24 protein-coding genes and 1 tRNA gene are annotated in these 26,258 nt (G+C 70.0%); 9 read left to right on the top strand and 16 right to left on the bottom strand.

Annotation, left to right across the window (positions count from 1 at the left end; genetic code table 11):
• Nucleotides 1-46 precede the first annotated feature (46 nt).
• Together CJ197_RS12770 and CJ197_RS12765 are read right to left on the bottom strand one after the other, a co-directional pair.
• Nucleotides 47-1,039 carry a hydroxyacid dehydrogenase gene (locus CJ197_RS12770; RefSeq protein ID WP_102237128.1) on the bottom strand — a complete coding sequence of 331 codons (993 nt, stop codon included), beginning with the start codon at nt 1,037-1,039 and terminating at the stop codon, nt 47-49.
• On the bottom strand, nt 1,036-1,845 hold the full coding sequence (locus CJ197_RS12765) for a sugar phosphate isomerase/epimerase (RefSeq protein WP_102237127.1): 810 nt from the start codon (nt 1,843-1,845) through the stop codon (nt 1,036-1,038). The genes CJ197_RS12770 and CJ197_RS12765 overlap by 4 nt, the downstream gene beginning before the upstream one ends.
• Nucleotides 1,846-1,998: 153 nt before the next feature.
• On the opposite strand from CJ197_RS12765, the gene CJ197_RS14950 reads away from it, so the two are divergent.
• Nucleotides 1,999-2,577, top strand: coding sequence for a hypothetical protein (locus CJ197_RS14950; protein WP_146007779.1), 579 nt, complete (start codon nt 1,999-2,001; stop codon nt 2,575-2,577).
• Between the two features lie 85 nt (nt 2,578-2,662).
• On the opposite strand, the gene CJ197_RS12755 is transcribed toward CJ197_RS14950, so the two are convergent.
• The 7 genes from CJ197_RS12755 to CJ197_RS12720 all read right to left on the bottom strand — a co-directional run bounded on the left by CJ197_RS12755 (nt 2,663) and on the right by CJ197_RS12720 (nt 10,390).
• The gene (locus CJ197_RS12755) at nt 2,663-4,087 is read right to left on the bottom strand and encodes an APC family permease (protein ID WP_102237125.1); all 1,425 of its coding nucleotides are present in this window, start codon (nt 4,085-4,087) and stop codon (nt 2,663-2,665) included.
• A gap of 102 nt (nt 4,088-4,189) precedes the next feature.
• Nucleotides 4,190-4,531 carry a DUF2200 domain-containing protein gene (locus CJ197_RS12750; protein ID WP_199173937.1) on the bottom strand — a complete coding sequence of 114 codons (342 nt, stop codon included), beginning with the start codon at nt 4,529-4,531 and terminating at the stop codon, nt 4,190-4,192.
• A gap of 619 nt (nt 4,532-5,150) precedes the next feature.
• Nucleotides 5,151-6,494: an IS256 family transposase gene (locus CJ197_RS12740; RefSeq protein WP_233190940.1), complete on the bottom strand. Its 1,344-nt coding sequence runs from the start codon at nt 6,492-6,494 to the stop codon at nt 5,151-5,153.
• Nucleotides 6,495-6,601: 107 nt separating this feature from the next.
• Complete coding sequence (locus tag CJ197_RS15410) at nt 6,602-6,745, bottom strand: hypothetical protein (protein WP_199173933.1); 144 nt, start codon at nt 6,743-6,745, stop codon at nt 6,602-6,604.
• A 408-nt stretch (nt 6,746-7,153) separates the two neighbouring features.
• Nucleotides 7,154-8,380, bottom strand: a complete 1,227-nt coding sequence (locus CJ197_RS12730) for a DUF3137 domain-containing protein (RefSeq protein WP_102237120.1) — start codon at nt 8,378-8,380, stop codon at nt 7,154-7,156.
• Nucleotides 8,381-8,483: 103 nt separating this feature from the next.
• A complete protein-coding gene (locus tag CJ197_RS12725; RefSeq protein WP_102237119.1) occupies nt 8,484-9,224 on the bottom strand; it encodes a CE1759 family FMN reductase in 741 nt (246 codons plus the stop codon).
• Nucleotides 9,221-10,390: an LLM class flavin-dependent oxidoreductase gene (locus tag CJ197_RS12720; RefSeq protein WP_102237118.1), complete on the bottom strand. Its 1,170-nt coding sequence runs from the start codon at nt 10,388-10,390 to the stop codon at nt 9,221-9,223. Before CJ197_RS12720 ends, CJ197_RS12725 begins: the two co-directional genes overlap by 4 nt.
• A gap of 510 nt (nt 10,391-10,900) precedes the next feature.
• On the opposite strand from CJ197_RS12720, the gene CJ197_RS12715 reads away from it, so the two are divergent.
• Nucleotides 10,901-12,970, top strand: a complete 2,070-nt coding sequence (locus CJ197_RS12715) for an alpha/beta fold hydrolase (RefSeq protein ID WP_102237117.1) — start codon at nt 10,901-10,903, stop codon at nt 12,968-12,970.
• Nucleotides 12,971-13,009: 39 nt separating this feature from the next.
• On the opposite strand, the gene CJ197_RS15635 is transcribed toward CJ197_RS12715, so the two are convergent.
• The 5 genes from CJ197_RS15635 to CJ197_RS12695 all read right to left on the bottom strand — a co-directional run bounded on the left by CJ197_RS15635 (nt 13,010) and on the right by CJ197_RS12695 (nt 17,788).
• A complete protein-coding gene (locus tag CJ197_RS15635) occupies nt 13,010-14,851 on the bottom strand; it encodes a hypothetical protein (RefSeq protein ID WP_233190948.1) in 1,842 nt (613 codons plus the stop codon).
• Nucleotides 14,852-14,909: 58 nt separating this feature from the next.
• Nucleotides 14,910-15,041 (bottom strand): hypothetical protein, encoded by a 132-nt coding sequence (locus CJ197_RS15775; protein ID WP_255407885.1) that lies wholly within the window; start codon nt 15,039-15,041, stop codon nt 14,910-14,912.
• Between the two features lie 204 nt (nt 15,042-15,245).
• Nucleotides 15,246-16,259, bottom strand: a complete 1,014-nt coding sequence (locus tag CJ197_RS12705) for a hypothetical protein (RefSeq protein WP_102237116.1) — start codon at nt 16,257-16,259, stop codon at nt 15,246-15,248.
• 200 nt (nt 16,260-16,459) lie between these two features.
• Nucleotides 16,460-16,544: transfer RNA gene (locus CJ197_RS12700), tRNA-Ser, on the bottom strand.
• Nucleotides 16,545-16,759: 215 nt separating this feature from the next.
• Nucleotides 16,760-17,788: a LacI family DNA-binding transcriptional regulator gene (locus tag CJ197_RS12695; protein ID WP_102237115.1), complete on the bottom strand. Its 1,029-nt coding sequence runs from the start codon at nt 17,786-17,788 to the stop codon at nt 16,760-16,762.
• A gap of 184 nt (nt 17,789-17,972) precedes the next feature.
• On the opposite strand from CJ197_RS12695, the gene CJ197_RS12690 reads away from it, so the two are divergent.
• From CJ197_RS12690 to CJ197_RS12675, 4 genes are all read left to right on the top strand, one after another.
• Nucleotides 17,973-19,733: an HAD family hydrolase gene (locus tag CJ197_RS12690; protein WP_102237114.1), complete on the top strand. Its 1,761-nt coding sequence runs from the start codon at nt 17,973-17,975 to the stop codon at nt 19,731-19,733.
• Between the two features lie 91 nt (nt 19,734-19,824).
• Nucleotides 19,825-20,763: a cell division protein FtsQ gene (locus CJ197_RS12685; protein WP_102237113.1), complete on the top strand. Its 939-nt coding sequence runs from the start codon at nt 19,825-19,827 to the stop codon at nt 20,761-20,763.
• A gap of 58 nt (nt 20,764-20,821) precedes the next feature.
• Nucleotides 20,822-22,582: an ABC transporter ATP-binding protein gene (locus CJ197_RS12680; RefSeq protein ID WP_102237153.1), complete on the top strand. Its 1,761-nt coding sequence runs from the start codon at nt 20,822-20,824 to the stop codon at nt 22,580-22,582.
• Complete coding sequence (locus CJ197_RS12675; protein WP_102237112.1) at nt 22,582-23,400, top strand: energy-coupling factor transporter transmembrane protein EcfT; 819 nt, start codon at nt 22,582-22,584, stop codon at nt 23,398-23,400. The genes CJ197_RS12680 and CJ197_RS12675 overlap by 1 nt, the downstream gene beginning before the upstream one ends.
• 21 nt (nt 23,401-23,421) lie before the next feature.
• On the opposite strand, the gene CJ197_RS12670 is transcribed toward CJ197_RS12675, so the two are convergent.
• Nucleotides 23,422-23,859 carry a type II toxin-antitoxin system VapC family toxin gene (locus CJ197_RS12670; RefSeq protein ID WP_102237111.1) on the bottom strand — a complete coding sequence of 146 codons (438 nt, stop codon included), beginning with the start codon at nt 23,857-23,859 and terminating at the stop codon, nt 23,422-23,424.
• A complete protein-coding gene (locus CJ197_RS12665) occupies nt 23,856-24,125 on the bottom strand; it encodes a toxin-antitoxin system antitoxin subunit (protein WP_102237110.1) in 270 nt (89 codons plus the stop codon). Before CJ197_RS12665 ends, CJ197_RS12670 begins: the two co-directional genes overlap by 4 nt.
• A gap of 222 nt (nt 24,126-24,347) precedes the next feature.
• On the opposite strand from CJ197_RS12665, the gene CJ197_RS12660 reads away from it, so the two are divergent.
• The 3 genes from CJ197_RS12660 to CJ197_RS12650 all read left to right on the top strand — a co-directional run bounded on the left by CJ197_RS12660 (nt 24,348) and on the right by CJ197_RS12650 (nt 26,203).
• Complete coding sequence (locus CJ197_RS12660) at nt 24,348-24,719, top strand: helix-turn-helix domain-containing protein (protein WP_199173932.1); 372 nt, start codon at nt 24,348-24,350, stop codon at nt 24,717-24,719.
• Nucleotides 24,720-24,764: 45 nt separating this feature from the next.
• Entirely contained in the window at nt 24,765-25,184 is a 420-nt protein-coding gene (locus tag CJ197_RS12655; protein ID WP_102237108.1) for a VOC family protein, read from the top strand.
• Nucleotides 25,185-25,255: 71 nt separating this feature from the next.
• On the top strand, nt 25,256-26,203 hold the full coding sequence (locus CJ197_RS12650) for an IS481 family transposase (protein WP_102237107.1): 948 nt from the start codon (nt 25,256-25,258) through the stop codon (nt 26,201-26,203).
• Nucleotides 26,204-26,258 lie beyond the last annotated feature (55 nt).

Here is a 26,258-nt window from a genome sequence, read left to right as displayed (position 1 = left end):
CAGGCGGGAAGATCCAGCATCTCACGGTGGACTGATGCAGGGCAGCTCACGCACTGTGGCCGAGTGTGCTGGGGTCCACGGGGAAACGCGCCGGCTCACCGGCGACCAGGCGCCGCACCTCTTCGAGCGCCGCAGCGCCCATGCGGTGCAGCTCATTGCCCTGCGACCCGGCGATGTGCGGGGTGATCGAGACCGTCGGCACCTCCCACAGCGGATCATCGGGCGCCAGGTCATCATGCACATCCAGCACCGCGCTGAGCCGGCCCGAGACGAGCTCATCCCGCAGGGCGTCGAGACCCACGAGCGCCGGCCGAGCGGTGTTGATGAACGTGGTGCCGTCGCGCATGAGCGCCAGCAGCTCGCGGCTGACCATGCCGCGGGTGGCGGGCACATCTGGGGCGTGCAGGCTCACCACGTCGGATCGGGCGTACAGCTCCTCCGGCTCCACCCGGGCTGCACCCAGGGCGGTGATCTGCTCGGCGCTCGCGAACGGGTCGGTGATCAGCACCTCGAGATCGAAGGGCTGCAGCAGCTGCGCCACCAGCGTCCCGATCCGGGAGGCCCCGATCAGCCCGACGACCGCCCCGTGATTGCCCACGTCGCTGGGCATACGCAGGGCCGATGGGCGGCCGTGCTCGGCCCGATGCCGCGCCTCCTGCGCGAGCGACCGTTTTCCGGCGAGCAGGATCTGCGCGAGCGTGAACTCCGCGACCGGCACGGCGTTCGCTTCCGTGGCGGAGGTGACGACGATGTCGCCGCGCTCCCACACCGCTGGGCCCGCCACGAAGCGGACCGTCCCGGCGGTGTGCACGATCGCCCGCAGGCGCGGCATCCGCGCGAGCGCTGCGGCGTCCACGAGCGGGGAGCCCCAGCCGGTGATCAGCGCCTCTACGCCGCCGAGCACGGCGTCCGGCGCCGCACCGAAGTCCGTGATCGGCTGCTCCACATCGACGTCCACGAGCTCGGCGAGCTTCTCCAGCTGGGCGGGGGAGAACATGCGGTGCTGCAGCCCATCGGGCAGGGTGAGCAGGGCCTTCATCGTGCGGCCTCTGCGCTCATCGGATCATGGGCGTCCTGCTCCCCGGCAGCGATGAGATCCCGCAGCGTCTGCGCCTCCCGGGCCAGCACTGCCGGGTCATCGCCCGGCACGAACTCCAGCAGCGCATCGCGGTCGCTGCCCTCCGCGGCGAGCACCGTGAACACCTCCTGCCACAGCGTGGAGCGCTCGGCGAGCGGCAGGCGCTTGGCCATCGGCCACCACGAGAACACGTGGATCGTCGAGGCCAGCGGCAGCACCTGGTGCAGGGTGTCGACGGCCGCGGCGCGATCCATGCCCTGATGCGGCTGCCAGTAGGAGCGCAGATTCGCTCGCCCCACCTCATCGAGCAGCCGCAGCGTCGAACCGATCTCATCGGTCAGGGTCTTGCCGTGGAACTCGAGCCCCACCTCGATGTCCTCCGCGGCCGCCGCATCGCACACGTACTGCAGACGCTCCACCACCGCCGTGCGCTGCTGAGCGCCAGCCTCCGCGGAGCCGGTGCGACCGGCCCACACCCGGATCCGCGGCGCTCCGAGCTCCCGGGCCGAGGCGAGTACCTGCTGCGTCGCTTCTTTCAGCGCCCCGTCGGCCCCCTCCATATCGAGGTATGTGCCGTAGGAAGCGACCGCGAGCCCGGCCGCCTCGGTGGCCTCCCGGGCATGGCGCGCCGCGGCCAGATCCCCGGGTGGCACATGCACGTCCCCCGCCCATTCGATGCACGCGAGACCCGCAGCGGCAGCGAGCGCCACCACCTGCGGCACCGAGAGCTCACGGAACGTGACCGAGCACAGACCGGGACGGATCATCGAAGACCTCCTGAAGAGCGGAGCGATGCACCGCATCGACCAGCACATGTGAACCCTCTCATGTGCATCTCGGGCCCGTCTCATGACGCCGGGGTTAAGTACAGGTAACACGTCAAGCCCGCCCCCTGGGGGACAGCACTGAAGGAGAGCATCATGCGGAAGAAGACCATCTGGACCGTGGCAGCCGGAACCACCGCCGCCGTCCTCGTCCCGGGCGTGGCCTACGCCCTCGTCGCCGGTGGCCCGAGCCTGCCTGAGGAGCGTGGCGGCGTGGGCGACGGCGCCGTGACCGAGAGCGATGCTCAGCGTGACGTCGTCTCGGCTGCCAGTGCCAATGCTCCGTCCCCGGAGCGGGTCCCGCCGGTGGAGGACATGGCCAGCGCCACCAGCGCGCCCTCGACCACCACCCCGTCGGCCCCCACCGCGGCGTCCCCGGCCCCCGCGCCGAAACCGGCCCCGAAGCCGGCCCAGAAGGCCTCCGCTCCCACGGCGCAGTCCGCCCCGTCCCCGGCCCTGGCCCCGAAGCCTGCGCAGAAGGCCGCCGCGCCGTCGGCTCCCTCTCCGGCCCCCGCGCCGACGCAGCAGAAGGTGCAGTCCGCCCCGAGCCCGGTCTCGGCGCAGTCCGCCCCGACGGCTCCGTCTCCGGTGAGCGCGCAGTCCGCACCCAGCCCGGCTTCCGCTCCCTCGGCGCCGAGCGCCACCTCCGCACAGTCCCCGAGCTCCGCGGGCTGAGCGGCGCTGCGCACTGAGCAGCGCAGCAGACGACAGCGCCCCGGTGAGCTGATGCTCACCGGGGCGCTGTGCATTGGCCCTCGCCTCAATCCCGGCGCCGCGCCGCCTGCAGCGTCGGGGCGAGAGGCCCCACCATCTCCGTGAATGCCGCGTCCTTGTCCTTCGGTGCCGGGGTGACCAGATAGAGGATCGCCCCCAGCACCGCCCAGCCCACCAGGATGATGTGCTCATAGGGCCACACGAGCGTCATGCCCGTGCCGGGGATGAGGCAGAACAGGATCACCAGGATCGCGCCGATCGCGCCCAGGGCCGGCAGGAACGCGGGGCGCGCCCGGTACCCGTACTCGAGCCCCGGATAGACGCGCGGCATCCGGTACTTCGCGATCACCACCATCACCCACACGATCGACAGGAACACGCCGCCCGCATCGAGGAACCAGATGATCGCGCCGGGCCCCAGCAGACCCAGCACCACCGTCACCACCAGCACGAACAGCAGGGCGTTGCGGGGCACGCCGGAGCGCTCGTCGACGACCGCGAGGGCGGAGGGCAGCAGGCGGGCGCGAGCGAGCGCGAGGGTGACGCGGCTGGAGGCCACGAACAGGCCGATGAAGCTGGTGATGAGCCCGAGCACGCCGATGAGGAACGCCCCGAAGCCGAGCAGCGGGAAGCCGGCCTGGGTGAAGGCGTCGATGGTGCCGAGATCCGCGCTGGCCACGTCCTCCCAGGGGATCACGTATGCGGTGGCCAGCAGCACGATGGTGTAGAACACCGCGGCGACCGCCACGGTGGCGACCACGGCCCGGCCCACCTGCCCGGGCTTCAGGCTCGACTCCTCGGCCAGCACCGCCACCAGCGAGAAACCGACCACGTACGTGATGCCGGGGACGACCATCCGCAGCGTCGAGGTGGCGGGGTTCTGCTCGGGGGTCCACATCGGCCACAGGTTCCCCGGCTCCCCGACGACGAGCGCCGTGGTCGCGAGCGCCGCCCCGATCGCGAGCATCACGACGAACAGCAGCACCTGGATCTGCGCCCCGATGCTCACTCCGAACCAGTTCAGCGCGAACACCACGAGCGCGAGCGCGATGCCGACGGCGAGCACCGGCAGCGTCACCGCCTCACCGTTGACGCTGTACAGCGGCATCTGGCTCATCATCGGCACGTACTTGCCCAGCAGTGTGCCGAGCGCGGTGATATAGAAGGACAGCGAGGCGATATATGCGCCGATGTGGAACCATCCGGTGGCGAAGCCTGCGGAGCGGCCCAGCGCCGTGTACCCCCACACCACCTCACCGCCAGCGCGCGGGATGGCGCTCGTCAGCTCGCCGTAGGCGAGGGCTACGAAGGACGCGAACACCGCGCCGATCAGCAGGCCGACGATCATGCCGCCCGCCCCGAGATCGGCGAAGAACGTCGAGGAGGTGTAGATCCAGCTGGAGCCCACCACCCCGGCGACGCCGAGGGCGATCAGGGAGGGGAACCCGAGGGTTTTCTTGAGCTCTGCCACGGCAGCTCCTTCGCGCGCTCAGGGGAGAAAGGGCCGCGCCGTGCGGCAGGGGAGCACGCCGCGGGAGCGCCCAGTATGGCGCACCGGTGCGGTCAGGCCCGATCAGCCTCGCAGGATGCTCTCCATCTTCTTGCCGCGCGCCAACTCGTCGACGAGCTTGTCGAGGTAGCGGATCTTCTGCATCAGCGGATCCTCGATATCCTCCACGCGCACTCCGCAGACCACGCCGGTGATCAGCGGCGCGTTCGCATTCAGCTGCGCCCCGGCGAAGAAGTCCTCGAAGGTGGTGCCCTCGTCGAGGTGCTGCGCGATCTGCTCGGCGTCGAAGCCAGTGAGCCAGCTGATCACCGTGTCCAGGTCCTCGCGGCTGCGGCCCTTCTTCTCAACCTTGGTGACGTAGTGCGGGTACACCTCAGCCACGGGCACGCTGAAAATGCGGTGGATCATGGCAGGGAGACTATGCGCAGGGTGCTTCCGGGGTCGCGTGTCCAGGGTGCCGCGGCGGGTGAGCCGTCCCATGCACCCACCACCTACCCCGGAGTACCGCGGGTGCCGTTCGCTATACGGGGTTCACACCTGCACCAGGGCGGGACAAGTGGTAACCCTCCGCGCAACCGGACGTACCGGCGCGGTCAAGCGTCCCACACCTCGATGAGGTCTCGGTCTGCGGGGGCGATCACGCGGAGCATAGCTGCATCGAAGGTGGCCAGGCGCGTTCCGTGATGAGCTGCAAGATTGAGCAGCTGGAGGTCCGTGACCTGCCGTCGTCCAGCGAGCACTCTGGTGTCGATGGAGGGGGCCGCAAGTGACGTGCTGTCGTCGAGAAAACGCCATCCAGGAACCGCGCGGATGGCGCGCAGCTGGCCGAGGGCTTCCGGGCCCTCGACCTTCCGGCCCGTCAGTTTCTCCGTGAGGAGCGCCCGTAGAAGCCCTCCCTCCGTGATGGAGCAGGTGCTCCACTGGGAGAGCTGCGAGAAATGGCGATGCGCTGCTCGATGATGAACGTGGGTGTCCAGCGACAGCGGGGCTTGTCAATCCCTGTGTGTAAGGGGTGTGACGGGGGTTACAGGTAGGGTTCGATTCGTTCGGGGTAGACGAGGGCGAGTTGGCCGAGGGCGGCCTTCCAGTTCGTGGTTACCGATCCTTCGATGAGGCGTCCGGGGGCTCGGCGTTCAGCGGCGGGTAGGCCGCGTTCCTTCTCGCGCTCCCGGGTTCGCTTGTCCTCGATGTTGCAGATCGCCAGCCACAGCAGCTTGACCACGGCGGCGTCGTTGGGGAAGTGGCCGCGGTTCTTGGTGACCTTGCGCAGCTGGTAGTTCAGCGACTCAATCGCGTTCGTCGTGTAGATGACGCGGCGTAGCTCGGGCGGGAAGGCCAGGAACGGGATGAACCGCTCCCAGGCCGCCCGGAACGTCCGCGCCGCGGCGGGGTACTTCGTGCCCCAGGGGCCGGCCTCGAATGCCTCCAGCGCCTCCAGAGCCGCGTCCTCACTGGCGGCGGTGTAGATCGGCTTCAGCGCCGTGGCGACGGCCTTGCGGTCCCCGTAGGACACGAACCGCATCGCGGCGCGGATCAGGTGGACCACACAGGTCTGCACGGTGGCCAGCGGCCAGGTCGCCTCGATCGCCTCGGGAAAGCCGGTCAGCCCGTCGCAGCACACGATCAGCACATCGCGCACCCCGCGGTTGGCGAGGTCCGCGCAGACCTGGGCCCAGAACTTCGCGCCCTCGTGGGTCTGGACCCAGATCCCCAGGACGTGCTTGATGCCGTCCATGTCCACGCCGACGGCGATGTGGGCGGCCTTGTTGACCACGTGAGAGCCGTCCTTGACCTTGACCATGATCGCGTCGAGGTAGATCACCGGGTACAGCGACTCCAGCGGACGGCGCTGCCACGCGAGGACCTCCTCGGCGATGGAGTCCACGACCTTGCTGATCGTCTCGTGACTCACGTCCACCCCGACCGTGGAGGCTAGGTGGTGGGAGATGTCGCGCAGCGTCATCCCGCCGGCGTACAGCGAGATGATCATCCCGTCGACCCCGTCCAGGCGGCGCTGACCCTTGCCTACCAGCATCGGGGTGAAGGTCCCGGCCCGATCGCGCGGGATCGCGAGCTCGATGTCCCCGACCTCGCTCGTCACGGTCTTGGCGTAGTACCCGTTACGGGAGTTCGGGTGGTCGGCGGCATCGACCGCGCCCTTCTCATAGCCCACGTGCTCACTCAGCTCGGCCTCCAGGCCCCGCTCCAGGGCGGCCTTGAGCATCCCGCCCAGCACCCCGCCGTCTCCGGTCAGCGGTTCACCGGCATCGATCCGGGCGAAAACCTCATCCAGGGCTCCGGTGGTCTTGAGCTCGGCCGCGAGCTCGGCCTGCTTTCTACGACGCTCAGCGCGCTCCTCGGCGCTCATCTTCGGCATGGCGTCAATCGTCACAGTGTGTCTCCTTCAGGGGGTGGTGCCACACCCCTTACACACACCATTTGACAGGCCCCGACAGCGCGATGAGGACGTTGACGTCAAGAAGCACAGCATTCCTCGGGTTCGTCATCGCGATGCTCGGCCACGAGCTCATCGGTCACCACATGCCCCGGTGCTCCGCGGAGCACCGGGAAACCGCTGCTTGTGTCCGCGGAGGCGGTATCGAGATCCAGGCCTCGCAAGGAGATATCGGACAATGCGCGGCCGATGGAAATCCCCTGAGCCTGTGCACGTGCACGGGCGGCACTGAGCACCGCCGGGTCCAGGTCGAGTGTTGTCCGCATATGCGCAATCTAGCGATCACCGCATCGCCGCATCACTACATCAGCTCGGCAGGAGTTTGTCTCTACGCAAGATCACTACCTACCCCGGAGTACCGCGGGTGCCGATCCGTATAGAGCCTTCGCACCCGCACCAGGCCGGGAGAAATGGTGGCGTCACCACATGCCTGCGGCTTCTGCGCGCGGCTGCCCGCCCCCGCCAGCCACGCGCGGCTGCCCGCCCCCTCCAGCCACCTGCCCCGTCAGCTGCGCGCCCCCTCCAGCCACCTGCCCCGTCAGCTGCGCGCCCCCCTTCAACCACCTGCCCCGTCAGCTGCGCGCCCAGACCTGCGGGGAGCGGTCCAGGTCCTGCACCAGGTGGAGGAAGCGCGCGACGTCGGTGTAGATCCGTTCGGCGGTAGCGCGGATGTCGGCGCTGGTGGGGTCGAGGCTGAACAGGTTGACGTCCACGCTGAAGGCCAGATTGATCCGGCTGCCGGTGAAGGAAACCCCCACGGACTCCGTACCCATCTCGGCGATGAACGCGCTCAGGGTCTCGATCAGCTGCGGCGTCAGCAGGGAATGGGCCTCAGCCGGATCGGTGCTCCAGCCCTCCACCCCGTCGGGCAGCTGCAGTCCCGCCATCGGCACCGGCTCCAGCTCGCTCTCGGCCGCCTCCTCGCGGTCCAGGGAGGTCAGGCCGCGCGTGCGCTCCGACGGCAGGAAGTACGTCTCACTGGCGAAGGGGCGGTGGAAGTCGGCGGAGAAGAACACGAGCGAGGGGCCCAGCTTTTCCACCTCACGCCTCTTCTTCTCCAAGGCCCTCTCCAGCTGCTGCTCGAGCTCGCTTTTCTGCTTCGACTTCCAATACATGTACTCGGCCCGATCATTGACCGCGGAGCGACTGATGCGCAGGCCGCTCTCGCGCAGCTCCTGGCGCGCCAGGGAGCGCCATTCGCGCCGCTGCCGGGCACTGGGCTCCGACGTCTCCCGTGCACGCTCTTCAGGCGTGACCGCGGACTGCCACTTGAGATCGGCCAGGACGAACTCGGTGTCCCCGAGCCGCCCGGTGATCACATCCTCCTGCACCATCTGGGTGTCGTAGACGAGCCCCGCACTGGCGAGCGTCCGCGCCGGGACCGTGCCATCCAGGGCGTAGCTCGCCCGCAGCACAGGTACCGAGCCGTCAGCCGCAGCGGGCGCGGCACCCGGGGTGCTCATGCCCGCAAGCAGCTGCTCCATCAGCGGCGTGCCCACGGACTGGGAGAAGCTCTGCCGCGCCGTCCCCGCCTGCGTCAGTCCCACGAACGCCGAGACGCCCAGCAGGGCGACGCCCGCCAGGCCGATCAGGAGCCCGAGCAGATTCGAGACGACATACACGAGGATGCCCAGGACGAATCCGATGAGCCCCAGCACCACACCGGCCTTCACAGCAGCGCCGAGCGGGCCTTCCATCCGCGCATCCCGCGTGCTCTCCCGCACGGCAGCCTCGTCCACCTCCATCTGCGCCCAGACAGATGCGAACGGCGGGATGGTCAGGTCGCGGTGCGCGGCCATGAAGGTGCCTCCAAACGTCGATCACGCCGCCCTGGCCAGCGGCTCCGCACGACGGTAGCCGTGCTGAACGGGCGGAGCTGAGGCGCACAGAGAGCGCCCCGGTTCAGCCTCGGCCGCCCAGCAGCTTCCCCATCGGCGTGAAGTCCGCGAACTCGGGATCCAGCCCCCGGGCGACGCTCTCGCCCGCGGCCTGCGCGGCGTCGCCCGCGGCCTGTTCATCGTCGCCCGTGGCCTGCTCAGCGCTGCGAGCAGGGTGCGCAGCAGCGCCCGACGCCGCCCCATCGGCCGCGAGCATCACCGCGAGCTCCCGCGCGGCCCGCGCCGCCCGATCAGCGAGCGGAGCTTCGTCGGCCTCCGTGGCATCCGCCGCCCCGAAATCACTGGCGGCCGCGAACACCGTCGTCGGCACCACGCGCGCCTTCAGGTACTCGAAGGACGGGCGCACCGCCAGATCCAGCGCGAGCGTGTGCCGCGCGGTGCCGGCCGTCGCCCCCAGCAGCACGGGCTTGCCCCGCCACACCTCGCGCTCCACGGCGTCCAGGAACGTCTTGAACAGGCCGGATGCGCCCATGTTGAAGATCGGGGTGACGGCGATGACCGCATCGGCCGCGCGGACCTGGCCGATGACCTCCTGCAGCGACGCGCTCGGGAAGCGCGTGACCAGGGCGTTCGTGATGTCCGCGGCGTGGTCGCGCAGCTCGTGGACATGCACCTCGAGCGGAGCGCCATCGGCCGTGAGCTGCGCGCGCACCGCGGCTGTCAGCTGATCGGCGAGCATGCGCGTAGAGCTGGGGGTGGACAGTCCCGCTGCGAGGACGACGAGGGAACGGGATGCAGAGGTCATGAGGCCCTATTCTCCGCCCGATCCTCCGCGCGCAGGCCCGTCCAGTTGTCGCCCGTGTGGAAGCGGTACGTCGGATCGAACACCCCGTCCCGCGTCTCCTTCTGTGCGACCAGCGAGGCATGCGTGGGGGCATCCGGCACATCGGCCGGCCGACGCGCATCGAGCTCCTTGCGCAGCACCGGCACCACCTCGGTGCCCAGCAGCTCGATCTGCTCCAGCACCGTCTTCAGCGGCAGCCCCGCATGGTCCATGAGGAACATCTGCCGCTGGTAGTCGCCCACATGGTCGGCCATCGTCAGGTAGCGCTCCACCACTTGTTCCGGGGAGCCGACGGTCAGCGGCGTCATCTGCGTGAACTCCTCCATCGACGGCCCGCCGCCGTACACCGGGGCCGCGTCGAAGTAGGGGCGGAACTCGGTCCACGCATCCTGGCTGCTCTTGCGCATGAACGCCTGGCCGCCGAGCCCGACGATCGCCTGCGCGGCGGTGCCGTGGCCATAGTGCTCGAAGCGCTCGCGGTACAGCTGCACCATCTGCTTGGTGTGGCTCATCGGCCAGAAGATGTTGTTGTGCAGGAAACCGTCGCCGTAATAGGCGGCCTGCTCAGCGATCTGCGGGGAGCGGATCGAGCCGTGCCACACGAACGGCGGCACCCCATCCAGCGGCCGCGGCGTGGAGGTGAACTGCTGCAGCGGCGTGCGGAACTGTCCCTTCCAGTCCACGACATCCTCGCGCCACAGCCGATGCAGCAGCTCGTAGTTCTCGATCGCGATCTCGATGCCCTTGCGGATGTCCTGCCCGAACCACGGGTAGACCGGCCCGGTGTTGCCGCGCCCCATCACGAGATCCACGCGGCCCCCCGTGAGGTGCTGCAGCATCGCGTAGTCCTCCGCGATCTTCACCGGATCATTGGTGGTGATCAGCGTGGTCGCGGTGGACAGGATGATCTTTTCGGTCTGCGCGCCGATGTACGCGAGCGTCGTGGTGGGGGAGGACGTCACGAACGGTGGGTTGTGGTGCTCACCGATCGCAAAGACGTCCAGGCCCACCTGCTCGGCGAGCTTGGCCTGCTCGACGATGCCGCGCAGGCGCTCCTGCTCAGTGGGGACATTGCCGGTCGCGACATCGGGCGTGATGTCGGCGATGGAGAAGATTCCGAACTGCATGCTGTGCTCCTCGATGCTCGCACCGCCGCGGGGCTGGGTCGGCGGTCCATGTTCCCGAAGGCCGACGGATCCGGCGGGGCCAGGTCCCAGGGGCCCGGTGAACCGGTGGGGCCAGATCCCCGGGGCCCGGTGGGGCCAGATCCTGGGATCCGATGGGACCAGGTTCCCGGGGCTTGGTGGGATCCGGCTCCTGTCGGGTCCGACGGGGCGTGGTACCGGCTGGGGCCGTAGGGTCTGGCTCTAGGCGGGGCCGACGGGGTGGTGCCGACGGGGCCGCGGCGGGTGGCGTGGGCCTGCGACTGTTCTGGTGCAAGCCTGCCACGATGTAGATAGTTAAATAGTAAACGATATGTGAAGCGAGGGCAAGGGGCTGTGACGCGAGGGTGAGGGGCGGGGCCGCTGGGTCAACAGGCGTGGGCGGCGCGGGCCGCGGGGCCGCCGACGGGCCCGCCGGTGCGGGCACGGCCCACCGGGCACGAGCACGCCCGACGGATGGCAGGATGGGGTTCCATGACGTCAGCGACGAGCATCGAGACCCTGCTGGACGCGGCCCGCCTGGGCGGCCTGACCACCACGAGGGGAGGCAGGATCCTCGCCACAGTCAGTCGGCCGGACGCCAAGGGCACCGCCTACCGCACCGCCCTTGTGGAGCTCGAGGATGACCGGATCCTCCCGCTGACCCGCGGCGCAGCCTCCATCGGCGCGGTCGCCGCCGCGGAGGACGGCACCACCTTCTTCACCGCCAAGCGCGTGGGGGAGGACGGCGAGGAGGCCGACGATGCGCAGCTGTGGGCGCTGCCCGTGCGTGGTGAGGCCCGTGAGCTCGCCGCCCGTCCCGGTGGCTTCGGCCGCCTCGAGCTTGCCGGGAACCTGCTGGTCACGGAGCTCCAGGTCCACTCCCAGGCCAGCGATGAGGTCGAGCACGCGAAGCTCTCGAAGGAGCGCAAGCAGGCCAAGGTCACCGCCGCGCTGCACGATGCCTTCCCTACCCGCTACTGGGACCATGACCTCGGCCCGGCCCGCCCTGTCCTCGCGATCGCCGAGCTGCCCGACGACCTCATGGCCGCCAAGCCGACCCTGCCCCCGGGCGTCCCGGACCCCGACACCACCGACACCGCCCCGTCGGACGCCGAGGACGACACCCCGCGCCGCCAGGTCCTGCACTTCCGCCACATCCCCATGCCGCCCGGCCGCCTGGTGGCCTGGAGCGTGGACCGCGCTGGCACCCGGGCGCTGGTTGCGATGTCAGATTCCCGCCATGACCTGCTGGCCGTCGCGGACCTTTACCTGCTGGACCTCACCGGCGAGCAGGAGCCGCGGCTGCTGCGCGAGGCGACAGCCGAGACCCAGCACTATCCCGGCCCGTTCAGCCCCGACGGGTCCCGTGCCCTGATCGGCCGCTCCCGCACCTGGACCGAGGAAGCCACCCTCTCCTCCTCCACCGAGATGCTCGATCTCACGACCGGTGCGACCACCACGGTGTGGCCCGAGGCCGACGACTGGCTGGACATCGACTGGCTGGACGATGCGACGCTCGTGGCCACCGGCGATGACCACGGCCGCGGCTCGGTGTGGATCGGCGGCCTCACCGACCCGGCGCCGCGGCGCCTCGCCGGCGGGCTCGAGCAGCAGCTGACCTTCTCCGACCTGCAGGTGGCCGGGGAGCAGCTCGTCGCAAGCGCCTCCGGCATCACCGTGGCGCCGCATCCGGTGCGGATCTCCCCCGCCACCGGCACCGTCACCGCGCTGCCGAACCCTGCCGATGAGCTCGACGCCCCCGGGCAGCTCACCGAGGTCACCGCCCACGGCGCCGATGGCACCGAGGTGCGCGCCTGGCTGCGCCTGCCTGACGGGGAGGGCCCGCATCCGCTGGTCGTGTTCGCGCACGGCGGCCCGTGGGGGTCGTGGAACGCCTGGACCTACCGCTGGAACCCCAGCCCCTTCGTCGATGCGGGCTATGCGGTGCTGCTGCCGGATCCGGCGATCTCCACCGGCTATGGGCAGGCGATGATCGATCGCGGGCAGCATGAGCTGGGCGGCGCGCCGTTCACCGACATCATGGCGCTGACCGATGCGACCATCGGCCGCGCGGACATCGACGCGGACCGCACGGCTTTCGCGGGTGGCTCCTACGGCGGGTACATGGCCAACTGGGTGGCCGGACACACCGGCGACCGCTTCCGCTGCATCGTCACCCACGCCTCCCTGTGGGACACCGCGACGATGGGCTCGACCACCGACAACGCGGCCTGGGAGCGGCCGATGCGCCGCCAGAACCCGCAGTACAACCCCAAGGAGTTCGTGCGCGACATCGTGGTGCCGATGCTCGTCATCCACGGTGACAAGGACTATCGGGTGCCGATCGCCCAGGGTCACGCCCTGTGGTACGACCTCAACACCTTCTCCGCCACGCCGCGGGATGAGCAGGGCCGCACCCGTCACCGCTACCTGTACTTCCCTGATGAGGGCCACTGGATCATGGGCCGCGGCAACGCGCAGGTCTGGTACGAGACCTTCATCGGCTTCCTCGACGAGCATGTGAAGGGCGAGGCCCCGGAGCGCTCGGCGCAGCTGGGCTGAGCGCAGCTGGGCTGAGCTGCGCGGCGGGCGCCGGGCGGGTCAGCTGACCTGCTCGGCGTCCGCGCTCCAGGTCGCGCATTCGCTGAGGAAGCCGCGGGCATCGCGCCCGGCCCCAACCCACGCGGCCCGGGACTGGCGCGAGGGGTCACCGGCGCTCGCCGGTTCGGCCTGCGCGGCGTCGGAGGTGACGAACTGCTCGACCCGGCCCGTCGGCCGCACCCCCTGCGGCAGCTGGAACGCAGCGGCGGAGGCCATGCAGGACAGCTGCAGGTTGTAGCGCCGCTGCGCCTCCTCTGCCCCGGCCTGGTCATCGCCGAGCGCGACCAGCAGCGCCGCGTAGTAGCCGTCCAGGCTCAGCGCGTTCATCACCAGGATCGCGGTGGAGTAGGACAGGTGCCACATGTACAGCTGCGGCACCTCCTCCGCGGAGGCGTTCGAGAACCCCGGATCCCAGGTGGCGGGCCAATACACGGTCTCATCATCGGTGCAGGCCACGGGCGCATCACCGGTGAAACGGTCGGCGGGACAAGCGGAGTTCGCGGGCGGAGCATCAGCCGTGAACACCTCCACCGAGAGGTTCGGCAGGGTCACGTCCTGGGTTGCGAGCGCATCTCGCCAGGTCGTCGCCAGGCACGCCATGCCCGCCTCGAGGTAGGTGGGCAGGTCATCGGCGGGCACCAAGCCCGCGTCCGCCTCCGGCAGCTGGCACTGCGCGGGCACCGGCAGCCGTGCACTCACCAGCGGGTTCTCGATGAGGACCTGCCGCAGATCCGCGGCATCACCCCCAGGCACGGTGCCCTCACCGAGCGGCGCCCACACGCCGGGCTCCGTCTCGGCGGGTCCCTGCGACGGGGCCTGGGTGGCGACCGGTTCGCCGAGCTCCCCGCCGCGCAGATACACAGCGGTCAGGCCGCCGCCGATCATCAGCACCAGCAGCAGCACGCAGCCCGCCGCGAGCGCCGGCACGAGGAACCGCGGCCGACGCCGCCCGCCGGTCGCATCCACCCCGGGCGGCCACGCGGGGGAGGGAGCCGATGGGGAGGCAGCCGATGGCGCTGGTGAGGCTGGGGTGGGGCCGGAGCTGACGGGACTGTGCTGGCCGGCAGCGCTGGGCGGGCCGGCGGGGGAGTACTGAGGGCCGACGGGGGAGGGTCCCGCCCCGGCATACCCCGCGCCGCCGACAGCCCCGGTGGCCGCGCCTGCAGCGCCGGGACTTAAGGCCGCGGGGCGCGGCGGCGCCGAGGCCGACGGCGGGGTGTCATCCGTGGGCAGATCCTCCTGCGGCGGCAGCACCGGCGGGGTCTGCGGCACCTCGAAGCGGGGCCGCACGTCGAAGCGCTGGATCGGCGCAGTGTCCGGCATGCGCTCGGCGGGCGTCGACGGCGTCCCCTGTTCCGCCGGTGCAGCCTCCGTCGGCTCCTTCGGATGGAGGAACTCCATCGCCGGCGGCGAGGCCTGGGCTCCTGATCCGGGGTCTCCCAGCGGCACCTGGTCGATGAACCCGTCCCCGGGCTCGGGCGCCGGGGCGGGGGTCGGCGCGCTGGCCGGGCGGCGCAGCGTCTCCTCATCGGGCGCGAAAGCGGACTCGTCGAGCACAAGCGTCTGATCGAGATCCACGCGCCGACGCAGCACCGTCGGCTCCAGATCACCGTCGGGATCCCCGGCGCCATCGGTGATCGGTGCAGGACGCTCGAGCGTCGGATCGTCCGTCGGCGCGACGCTGGTGCTCCCGGCATCGGTCCTGGGTGCGCGCACCACGGTGTCCTCGTCGAGGCCGCGACCCGCTCCGGGCTCGGCGTGATAGCCCGCACTCGGCCGCACGACGGTGTCGTCGTCCGCGGGATCCTCATGCTCGGCGGCGCCGTCGGGCCTGGTGTTCATCATCCTCCTGCTCCTGCGGCCGGTGAGATGCGGTGCGGGGGCGTCAGCTCGGTGCTCGTCAGGTGGTCTGCTCGGCCGGAGCGGTCCAGGTGGTACAGGCGCTCGTCTCGCTGCCAGAATCCAGGCCCGTGCCGATCCCGCAGGCCCGCGGCGGGCCACCCGACTGCGGCCTATACCCGTTGCTGCTCACGCTGTCCCCTCCCCGTCGGCCCACGACCTGAGGGAAGGATATCCCGCTGGTCATAGCGGCGGGAGCGGACGTGCGCCGCGATGGTCACAGGTCGGTGACACACCCGGATCGGGGACCGACGGGGCTGACGGGCGCGCAGCTGAGCATCTGGGTGACGCACCAGTCGTCGGGGGTCCGGGGGTAGGGCCGACGGGGCCGCACCCCTCAGGCCACCTGCTCCGCGGGGGCGGACCAGCTGTTGCAGGTGCTGAGCTTTCCCTCGCCCCCGAAACCCTTGCTGATCCATCGTGCCCGTGATTCCGGGGCGAGGACTGTGGTGCTCCGGTCCGGATCCCAGGTCGCAGGGTCTTCCAGTGCCGAGCGCAGGTCCGGGGAGGGGCGGACCTCGCGCGGCAGACGATCCACCGCGAGCGAGGCCAGGCACACTGACTGGCTCGTGTACCGGCGCATCGCCTCCTGACCCTTCTCGCTGTCCTCCCCCTCAGCATCCACAAGGTCAAAGTAGTAGTAGGCCAGGGTGGAGGTGAACATGAAGAGCGCGGGGAAATGCGCCGCGATGCTCCACAGCACGAGGGCCGGATAGTCCTCATCGGACACGTCATCGACGCCCAGATCCGCGCCGAGCGGGAAGCTGATCGTCGCATCGATCATGCACACCATGGTGCGGTCGCTGTCCTCGCCCTCGCCCCAGTCGCATTCCGAGGCGGGGCGCTCGCCTTGCTTGGTGACCACCACACGAGCTGGTGCCCAGCGCAGGCCGCGGTCCGAGGCGGCGGAGGAATAGATGCGGTTCAGGCAGGAGGCTGCCGCCGTGGCGAGCTCCTGGACCTGCTCGAGGTCTGCATCAACAGGGGTGTCGGGCAGCTCGCACGTGGAGGAGCCGGGCAGGTCCCCCTGGGTCAGGGGATTGTCCGCCATCGCCGCCCACAGCGTCTCGAGATCTTCCGGGGGATCCTCGCCGCGCCGCAGCACATGGAACGGCTCCGCGGGAGGCTCCGGCGTGGGCGGCGTGGTGGTCGGGCTCGGTGATGGGGCATCCGCGGACGTGGTGGTGCTCGTCTCCCCGGCGGTGGTGGCCGCGGTCTCCCGCAGCACCAGCACACCCACACCGCCGACCACGGCGAGCAGCAGCGCGAGGATGCAGCCGGCCGCAACGGTGATCAGCGCCCAGGGCCGACGGGGCGGCGCGGGAGGCGGGCCCCATCCGCTGTTGCTCATGCCATCCCCTCCCGCCTGTGCACTCATGCCGCGCTCACGTGCACTCGTGCCGCGCGGCCGCTTCATCGCCGTTGCTCCGGCAGGATATCGACCCCTGACCAGGAAGGGAGGGCGGGGCAGGTTGCGAGATGGCATCGGTGCCCGCACGCGAATCGACCCCTGCCCTGCAGCGAAGCCGAAGGTCAGGGGCCGAAAATCGGCGGAGGATGGGGGATTTGAACCCCCGAGGGCGTTAACCCAACACGCGTTCCAGGCGTGCGCCATAGGCCGCTAGGCGAATCCTCCAGCGCTCGATGAGAGCACTGAACAGCCTACCTGACGCGCCAGGTGCGCGCGAACCCGTCGGGCGCAGGTCACATCGGTGGGCCCGCAGCGAGGCGGCGGCAGGCCGAGCCGTCCGATATCCCGCCGACCTGCTCGGACTTCGCCCCGGTGCCCGAGCGGTCACGTCCACGGACGGTACTCAGGTGACCGGCCGCCTGCATATGGCACGCGACCGGTCAGGAGAGTGCCGTTCGTGGAACCGACGCCCGCAGCGCCGGCCCGGTCCCGGTGGACTCGCGCAGGTGCAGCACCGGTTCCACGTCGCTGATGGCGTCGCTCGTGCGCCCCTCCATCCGCTCCACGAGCATCCGCGCGGCCACCCGGCCCATCTCCTGCCGTGGCTGGTTGACGCTGCTCAGGTGCGGGCGCACGGTCAGCGCCACGGCCGAGGAGTCGTAGCCGATGATGCTCAGCTGCTCCGGCACCGCGACCCCGGCGTCGGCCGCGCGGTGCAGTACCCGCACGGCCGTGATGTCGTTGGCGGCGAACACCCCGGTGACGGCATCGGGGTCGCCCCGCCGTAGGGCACGCAGCAGCAGGTCGACCCCCTCCTCGAACTCTTCCGGCCCCACCACCTGTACCTGCTCACGCAGCCCCATCTGCTCGGCCGCGGCCAAAAACCCGGCCCGGCGCTGGGCTGGGCCGGGCCGTGTGGACAGGGTGACGTGCGCGAGACGGCGGTGGCCGCTCGTGACCAGGTGACGCACCGCGAGGGCCGCCCCCTCGCCGTCGCGCCCGCGCACCGTGTCGGTTCCCGGCACGGTGTCCTGCATCCTCCCGATCACGACCGTGGGCACGAGGTCACCGGCCTGCTCGAGCGCGGCCGGGCTCAGCCACGTGGTCACCGCGATGACCCCGTCCACCCCCAGGTCCAGCAGCCGCTTCAGCTGCCGTTCGAGATGCTCCCGGTCGCGCCGACCATGCGCGATGACCACTCCCAGTCCCGCCCGTTCGGCGAACTCCTCGATCCCGGCGATCACATCCGTGTGGTACGGATTCCCGAGGTCCGTGGGCAGCACCCCGATCAGTCCGCTGCCGCGCCCGATCCGTCGGTATCCGAGCTCCCGCGCGGCCGCCTGGACCCGGCGCCGGGTCGAGGTGCTCACCCCCGGCCGATCGTTCAGCGCCAGCGAGGCCGCGGCTGAGGACACCCCGGCAGCACGCGCCACATCGGCCAGCCGGACACGCGGTGCAGAGGGACCCATATGCCCCACCCCATCACGGTGCGGAGCCCGATGCATCCCTTCTCACCTGCGCAGCTGAACAGTTTCAGTAAAAGCGGCCAAGGCGTGATGACGGGTTCACCCGTCGTTCATCACGCCTCGTCATGGGCTCCCTAGCGTGGCCGTGACGGCCCGGACCGCGGGCCCCAAGACCGGATGGAGCGCCGTGACCACTGCACCCCGCAGCCCGCAGCCCGAGCACCCCCTCGAGCTCGCCCGCACTCCGCTGTCCGTGGAGCCCACGGCGGCGGGGGCGGGCCCGGTGCTCCCTGCGCCGCGTGCGCTGCTGCTGGATTTCGGCGGCGTCGTGGTCACCACCGCCAAGCGCATCAGCTGGGCGCGGGAGCTCACCCAGTCCCTGGTCCGACGGGCCCGCGCCGCCGGGCTCGCGCTCGATCCCGCGCTCGTCGAATCCTCCCTGCGCACGGGCCGCGCCGCCCTGTCGCTGTGGAAGAACGCTGCCTCGCGCCGTCTGGCCCCGCGTGAGCTCGCCTCCGCCGAGATCCTCACCGACTTCCTGCTCAGCGACCTGCCCGCCCCGGCCCGCGCCGCCCTCGCCCTGGATGCCCAGGCGATCCTCGCCGAGATGGCGATCCTGGTGGCCGACCATCACGTGCGCCCCGGTGTGCCCGAGCTGCTGGCCACCGCCCGTGAGCACGGCATCCCCTGCGCGATCGTCTCCAACGCCCACTCCGGCCGCGCCCACCGCCGCATCCTCGCCGACGCGGGCTTGGCTGAGTATTTCGGCGTGCAGATCTATTCCGACGAGGTGGGGATCCGTAAACCCCACCCGGACATGATCCGCCTGGCCACCGGCGCCCTCGGGGTGCGGCCCGAAGAGGCCTGGTATGTGGGGGACACGCTGGACCGCGACGTCGTGGCCGGTCGCCGGGCCGATGTGGGCGCTGTGATCATCACCCGTGACCGCCGCACCGATACCCCGCCCTTCCCCATCACCGACCGCCCCGACCTGGTGCTCGAGACCCCCGAGGGGCTGCTCGACCACCTGCGCGCAGCTCTCGACCAGGCCGACGGGTCCAGCGCCCCGCAGACGGCAGGCGGAGCCGCACCGGGGGAGACGGCCCAGACCGCAGCTAACCTGTCGGCCTCGGCCCGCGGCAGCGCACCGCGCCACCCCGCCCTGCTGCTGGATCACGGCGGCGTGATCACCACCTCCACCCCCAACCCCGAGCGCGACCGCGTGATCGGCGCGCGGATCGTGGAGATCTCGCGCGCCATCGGCCACCCGATCGGCCAGGACACCGCCGAGCAGGCCATGCGTGAGGGCTGGGAGCTGTTCCGCGCCGTCAAACGCAGCCGCGACGCCGACGCCGAGCCCGGCCGCCGCCACCGCGAGATCGCCCCCGCGACCCTGTGGGGCGATCTCATCGGCGCCAGACTGCCCGACCCCCTCCGCGCCGCCCTGCGCCTCGAAGCCCCCGAGCTCTCCCACCTGCTGCACCGGATCAAGAACCATCCCCGCCCACGCGCGGGAGCGCTCGAGCTGATCCGCTGGGCGCATGAGCACGGCATCGTCGTCGGCATCGTCTCCAACACCATCTCCGGCCGCGGCGTACGCGCCACCCTCGAGCGCTACGGCATCGCCGACCTCATCGGACCCGCCGCCTACTCCGACGAGATCGGCGTGCGCAAACCCGGCGGAGAGATCTTCGAGGCCGCCCTTGCCGGTCTCGAGACCGACCGCGCCGACGTCCTCTACGTCGGCGACAAGGCGCTGAACGACGGTCGCGGCGCTCGCGAGGCCGGCATCGGCACCATCTGCCTGCTGCGCGGCGGGAAAGACAGCGACGACGCGCTCGACGCTGCCCTCGCCGCTGGGCACGCCGACCACATCCTGGACCGCCCCGACGAGGTCATCGACCTGCTCGCCGCCCGCCTCGACATCCCAGTTCCCGACGCCCGCTGACCCCGACGCCCGCTGACCCCGACACCACCCGACCCCGACACCACCCATCTTGCCCGACCTCGCATCCCCTTCGGACCCGGAAGGACCCGCCATGACCACCCAGACACCCCAGGCCACCCCCGAAACCCCGCGCGATGAGCGCCGCGGCACCCTGCGCGGCGCCGTCGACGGCGTGCGCAGCGTGGAGCTGTCCACCTCGCAGAAGCTCATGATCTTCGTGCTGTCGATGTCCCTGTTCGGGCTGTCGAACATCATCCTGGAGATCATCCCCGACCTGTCCATCGGCCCCGTCGACGTCTCCGTCTCCTACCTGGTGTTCGTGCCCCTGACGATCGCCGCCCTGTTCTCCCCGTTCTGGGCCGCTCTCGGCGCACCGCTCGGCGAGATCGTGTTCACCGACCTGCTCATGGGCGACTTCTCCGGTCTCGCCGAGATCGAAGGCTTCCTGCAGATGTTCCTGGCGATCTACATCGCCGGCTCCCTGATCCGCAACCCGCGCTCGAAGGGTCAGATCTTCGTGGGCGCCGTGGTGCTCGTGCTCGTGGACAAGATCCTCTCCGCCGTTGTGGACCTCGCCAAGGTGTGGATCGGCGTGGAGGAGGCCGAGTACGTCGAGGGTCTGCCCGAATCCGTCCTCGCCCTGGAGGCCCTGGGGCTCGGGGTGGACGTCATCATGTCCGGGATCCTGCTGGGCGCCATCCCCGCCCTGTGGCTGATCCCCGCCCTGCACGGCAAGATCGAGCCGCTCATGGGCATGCGCCCGCGCGTCCCCGGTGAGCCGATCCCCGGCGAAGCCCCTAAGACCGCGATGTTCGTCGGCTTCGCGGTGCTGCTGTCCATCGCGTCCTTCGGCTTCGCGTTCCTGGAGGCATTCGACCTCTCGGCCGGGGCCTGGGAGCCGGACTTCCTGGACCAGTTCGGCAACTGGTTCATCCTCGTGTCCGTGGCGGCCATCGCCGTGGTGCTGATCGTGGCGATCCTGCTGTTCCGCCTCTCCCGCACCGCCGCCGACACCCAGGACCAGCGCTGAGGCGCTGACCCCGCCAGGAGCCCCCGTGTACACCGCTGCCCCGGCCGCCGCCACGACCATGACCACGCCCGATGCCCAGCCCGCTCCCGAGGCGCCGCGTCCGCCCGCGATCGTCGTGAAGGACCTGTCCTTCCGCTATCCCGGCACCGACCGCGACACCCTGCGCAATGTGGACCTCACCATCGAGCGCGGTGACTTCGTGGCGGTGGTCGGCGGCAACGGTTCCGCCAAAACCACCCTGTGCAAGACCTTCAACGGCCTGGTGCCCCACTATTGGAACGGCGACTTCGCCGGCAGCGTCCACGTGGACGGTGTGGACACCTGGGAATCCTCCGTCGCCGAGCTGTCCAGCCACGTCGGCTACGTCTACCAGGACTTCCAGAACCAGCTGGTGCGTCCCACTGTGCGCGATGAGGTCGCCTTCGGGCCCCTGAACTTCGGGCACGCCGACTACCGCGAACGCACCGAGGAGGCCCTCGCCCAGCTCGGCATCTCCCATCTGCGCGAGAAGTTCGTGTGGCAGCTCTCCGGCGGGCAGGCCCACCTGGTGGCCCTCGCCGCTGTCCTCGCCCTGCGGCCCGAGGTGATCGTCGTCGACGAACCCGTCGCGGAGCTCGACCCCGCCCGCGCCCGCGAGATCTACCTGCGCCTGCGTGACCTCAACGAACGCCACGGCATCACCGTGATCACGATCGAGCACCACGCCGAATTCATCGCCGAGTTCGCGAGAACCGTCGTGCTCATGGCCGACGGGGCGCCCGTGTGGCACCTGCCCGTCCAAGAGGCCATGAACCGCCACGCCGACCTTGCCGCCCACGGCATCCCCGCCCCCGATGTGGTGGCGCTGAGCGCCGCCGTCGGCGCGGACCCCGTGGCCCTGGACGTCGCCGGCGCCGTCGGGGCTCTGCGAAAGCATGTGCGGACCGCACCGCGGGGTGAGATGAAGGGGGCCGACGGGGAGCAGCGCCCCGCCGAGCTTGCCCCGAGCACGGAGGTCGTCGCCGCGGTCGAGGGCGTCACCCACGGATACCGGTCCGTCGGCGGCGAGCTCTCCACCGTCCTCGATGACCTCTCCCTGAAGCTGCATGCGGGGGAGCGAATCGCGCTGGTCGGCACCAACGGGGCCGGCAAGACCACCCTCATGAAACTGCTGACCGGCCTCATCGTCCCTCGCCAGGGCACCGTCACCGTCAGCGGCATCGACACCCGCTCCCGCTCCGCCGCGCGGATGGCCGACCACGTCTCCTACCTGTACCAGCACCCCCAGCAGATGTTCCTCAAGGACAGCGTGCGCGAGGACATCGCCCTGTTCCCCCGCGGCCGCCAGGTGCCCGACGCCGAGCAGATCGTCGAACGGATCATCGCCGACGTGGGCCTCACTAAGCTCGCCGAGCGCGATGGGCGCACCCTCTCCGGCGGGCAGCAGCGCCGCGCCACCCTCGGCATCGGCCTGGCCATGCGGCCCAGCCTCCTGCTGCTGGACGAACCGACCTCCAGCCTGGACATCCGCTCCCGCGGCGATGTCACCGCGATGCTCGAGGCCCTCTCCGACACCGTGCGCTGCGCCCTCGTCGCCACGCACGACATGGAGCTTGTGGCCACCTGGGCCAGCCGCGTCATCGTCCTGGATCAGGGGCGAGTGCTCGCCGACACCACCCCGCGCGAGCTGTTCACCCGCTCCGAGACCACCGGGCAGGCCCGGCTCATCCCACCGCAGGCCGCACGCGTGGCCCTCGACCTGGGGCTGGAGCCCCTGCCGTTGACCGCTGCGGAGCTCATGGCGTGGCTGCCGCCCGAGACACTGGGGGAGGAACGCTGATGGCCCGCAAGACCCGCGACGTGCTCAGCGTGGACTGGGTGCGGCTGGAGCTGCTGCGCACCGCCTACTCCACGCGCGGCGGCCTGTTCGCCCGCATGGACCCGCGCATGGTGCTCGCCTGGTACCTGGTCATGGCTATCGCCCCGTGGCTCACACACGACCCGATGGTGCTCGCGGGCCTGTTCGGCATCGGCGTGCTCGCGGTGATCCTCGCGCGCGTGGGACCGCTCGTGCTGGGGCTGTTCCTGTTCGGGCTGCTCAGCAACATCGTCGGCCTGTTCATCGCCGCGCTGTTCTTCGGCGGGAACCTCGAGACCCTGTGGGCGCTCGCAGAGCTGAACCTCAAGCTCGGCGCGGTGTCCATGGCATCGATGGCAGCGTTCGTGTCCCTGGACCCGGAGAAGCTCTCCGATGCCCTGCTGTGGTTCCGCGCCCCCGACCTGCTGGCCTTCGGTGTCTCCTACGGCTACCGGATGCTGCCGATCCTCGTGGACGAGTACGTGACCGTGTTCGAGGGGCAGCGGCTGCGGCACGCCCCGGTGGACAAGCCCGGACTGTTCGGCTGGCGGGTGGTGCTGCAGTGGTGCGTCCTCGCCGTCACCGCGTTCTACCCGATCATGCTGAACACCGCCAAGAACGTGCGCACCACCGTGGAAGCGCTCGAGACCCGCGGCTTCACCTACGGGGCGAGTGATCCCCGCGGACGCGAGCTGCGGCTGGCGTACCTGCAGGTGCGGGGTCTGGACCTGCTCGTCGTGGGCGTGACGCTCGCAGCCGTGGTGGGCGCGTTCGCAGTGCCGGGGGTGATGCTGGGCTGACGGCTGTGCCGCTGTGCTGGGCTAACGGCCGCCAGCCGACGGCGTCGCGAACGGGTCGATGAGCCGCAGGCCGTCAACGCCGGTGAAGTCCCGGGTATTGCGCGTGGCCAGTGCTGCGCCATGCGCCACACAGGTACCGACGATCTGGGCGTCGAGCACACTCATCGGCCGACCCTGCGAACGGGCCTGCGCGAGAATCCGGGCCGTGTACTGGGCAGAGTCGTTATCGAAGGCCAGCGTGCGACGCTCGAAGAGATCCAGCATCCGTTCCCAAGCGCGCGTGAGTTGAGCTCGGCGCTGACCGGCGGGCAAGGACTCCACGCCGTACTGGATCTCTTGCACGGTGATCACACTGATATGCAGCTCGTCCGTCCCCACCGAGCGCGCCCAGTGAAGGACGGCCGGATCGGGGCGTGGCCGCATGAACTCGCTGACCACGTTCGTGTCGGCGATGATCACGGCAACGCCAGGTCCCGGGGCAGTTCCGTGCGCTCCGGGATCTCGAGTTCGGCGATGTCGACGTGATGGCCGCTGTCGGGCGCGGTGCCAAGTTCCTCGAGCAGCAGCTCATGCAGCTGGAGCAGCAGGTTCTGCTGAGGAGCATTCACGGTGTCGGACAGGATCGTGCGCACCTCTGCCTCGACGGAGCGTCCGTTCCGGGCTGCCCGAGCGCGCAGCAGATCATGCGTCGGTTCATCGACGTTGCGGATCGTCAACGTGCCCATCTGCACCACCTCCTGATAGCAATGCTAGCAACGGGTTCGGTGGACGGTTAGATGTACTGACCGGAGACGTTGATCGAGCCCCAGCTCGGGTTTCAAGCCAGGAGGGGCCGCCAAGTTGCGGCTTTGCCAGCGAGCACACGGCATGATCGGGTCTACAAGGAGGTGACTGCTTACATGGCGACGGAGTCGAGGACGCGAACGCTCCTGCGAACGCGTGACGTCATGGACCGCCACTTCAACGAGCCCCTCGACGTCGCTGAGCTCGCCACGATCGCACATCTGTCACCAAGCCACTTCCTGCGCCAGTTCAAACTCACCTTCGGGGAGACGCCGCACCAGTACCTGTACCGCCGACGCATCGAGCGCGCTGGCACGCTCTTGCGCTCCACTTCACGATCGGTCACCGACATTGCGCACGAGGTCGGGTACGAGTCGCTGGGCACCTTCACCCGAACCTTCACCAAGCTGATGGGACATTCCCCACTTCAACACCGCGCTCTCGGCCCACTGCCGCTGGCGCCGGGCTGTTGGATCATGGCCAATGGCCGTCCCACGCAAGTGAACCTGCACGGGGGCACCACGGAAGCGCAGTGATTTTGGAGAAGCCAGATGCCAGCGCGGCCACCTAGCGTGAGCCACATGATCACTGACATCGCCATCACGCCCCTGTTTGTCAACGATCAGGATGTCGCGCTGGACTACTACACCCGCGTGCTCGGGTTCGAGGTCCATACAGACGCGGACCTAGGACCGATGCGCTGGCTTACCGTGTGCCTGCCGGGCCGCCCCGAGCGCGAACTGATGCTCCAAAAGCCCGGACCGCCTCCGATCGATGTAGAAACTGCACGCTCGGTGACTCACATCACGGAAAAAGGTGCCCACTGGATCATCCTTCACACCGACGACATCCAGGCCGATTTCGAGAGGTTGAAGGCGGCAGGCGCAGAGATCACCCAAGAGCCAGCAGAGCAGCCCTACGGCGTCGACATGGCCATCCGTGACCCGTTCGGCAACCAGATTCGGCTGAGCCAGCCCGCCAGTGCGCCTCAGTCGCACTGATTCAGATCGCACATGCCTACCACTGGGGCCCGGCCGTATGGCCGGGCCCCAGTGCGACGTTCGGAGAAACCATGTCCCATGCGAATGCAGCATTGACCCCGCGCCACAGACGGATCGTCGCGCGTCTGGTCGTAGACGAGGGCTGGCCGGTCAGTGAGGTTGCTGCCCGCTTCCAAGTCTCGTGGCCGACCGTGAAACGCTGGGCCGACCGCTACCGGGCCGGCCAGTCCATGCAGGACCGGTCCTCACGCCCGCACCAGTCCCCGAACAAGACCAGCCAGACGACCACCAGGCGCTGTATTCAGCTTCGCCTGCGTCTGCGCGAAGGACCCGTGCAGCTGTCTTGCCGGCTCGGCATCGCTCGGTCCACGGTCCACCGGATCCTGACCGACGCGCGCCTGAACCGGCTCTCCCACGTCGACCGCGCCACCAGGGAGCCAGTCCGCCGCTACGAACACGACTACCCCGGCGCCATGCTGCACGTCGACGTGAAGAGGCTCGGCAACATCCCCGACGGCGGGGGCTGGCGCTACGTCGGTCGGCAACAAGGCGCGCGCAACCGCGCCGCCACACCCGACAAGCCCCGCAACAAGTACCGGGATCCGCTCATGGGCAAGGCCTATGTCCACACCGTCATCGACGACCACTCCCGCGTCGCCTACGCCGAAGTGCACGACGACGAAACCGCCCTCACCGCCACCGCCGTGCTGGTCCGGGCTGTCGAGTGGTTCAACGCCCGCGGTGTCACGGTCGAGGGCGTCCTGTCCGACAACGGCGGCGCCTACCGCTCACACCTGTGGCGCGACACCTGCGCCGAACTGGGCATCCGGCACAAGCGGACCAGGCCGTATCGGCCGCAGACCAACGGGAAGATCGAACGCTTCCACCGCACCCTGGCCGACGGCTGGGCTTACGCCCGCTGCTACACCTCCGAGACGGAGCGCCGCGGTGAGCTCGATGGCTGGTTGCACCACTACAACCACCACCGACCCCACATGGGCTTGCCCGCAAGTTGTTGACGGTTGATCAAGCTGCTTGGGCTTGATCTGCGTGTTCTTCGGTTTTGGCCTGGTC

Origin of the sequence: Brachybacterium sp. UMB0905 (assembly GCF_002871795.1) — a bacterium.
Classification (GTDB): Bacteria; Actinomycetota; Actinomycetes; order Actinomycetales; family Dermabacteraceae; genus Brachybacterium.
This window is presented reverse-complemented; position numbering and strand designations above follow the sequence as displayed.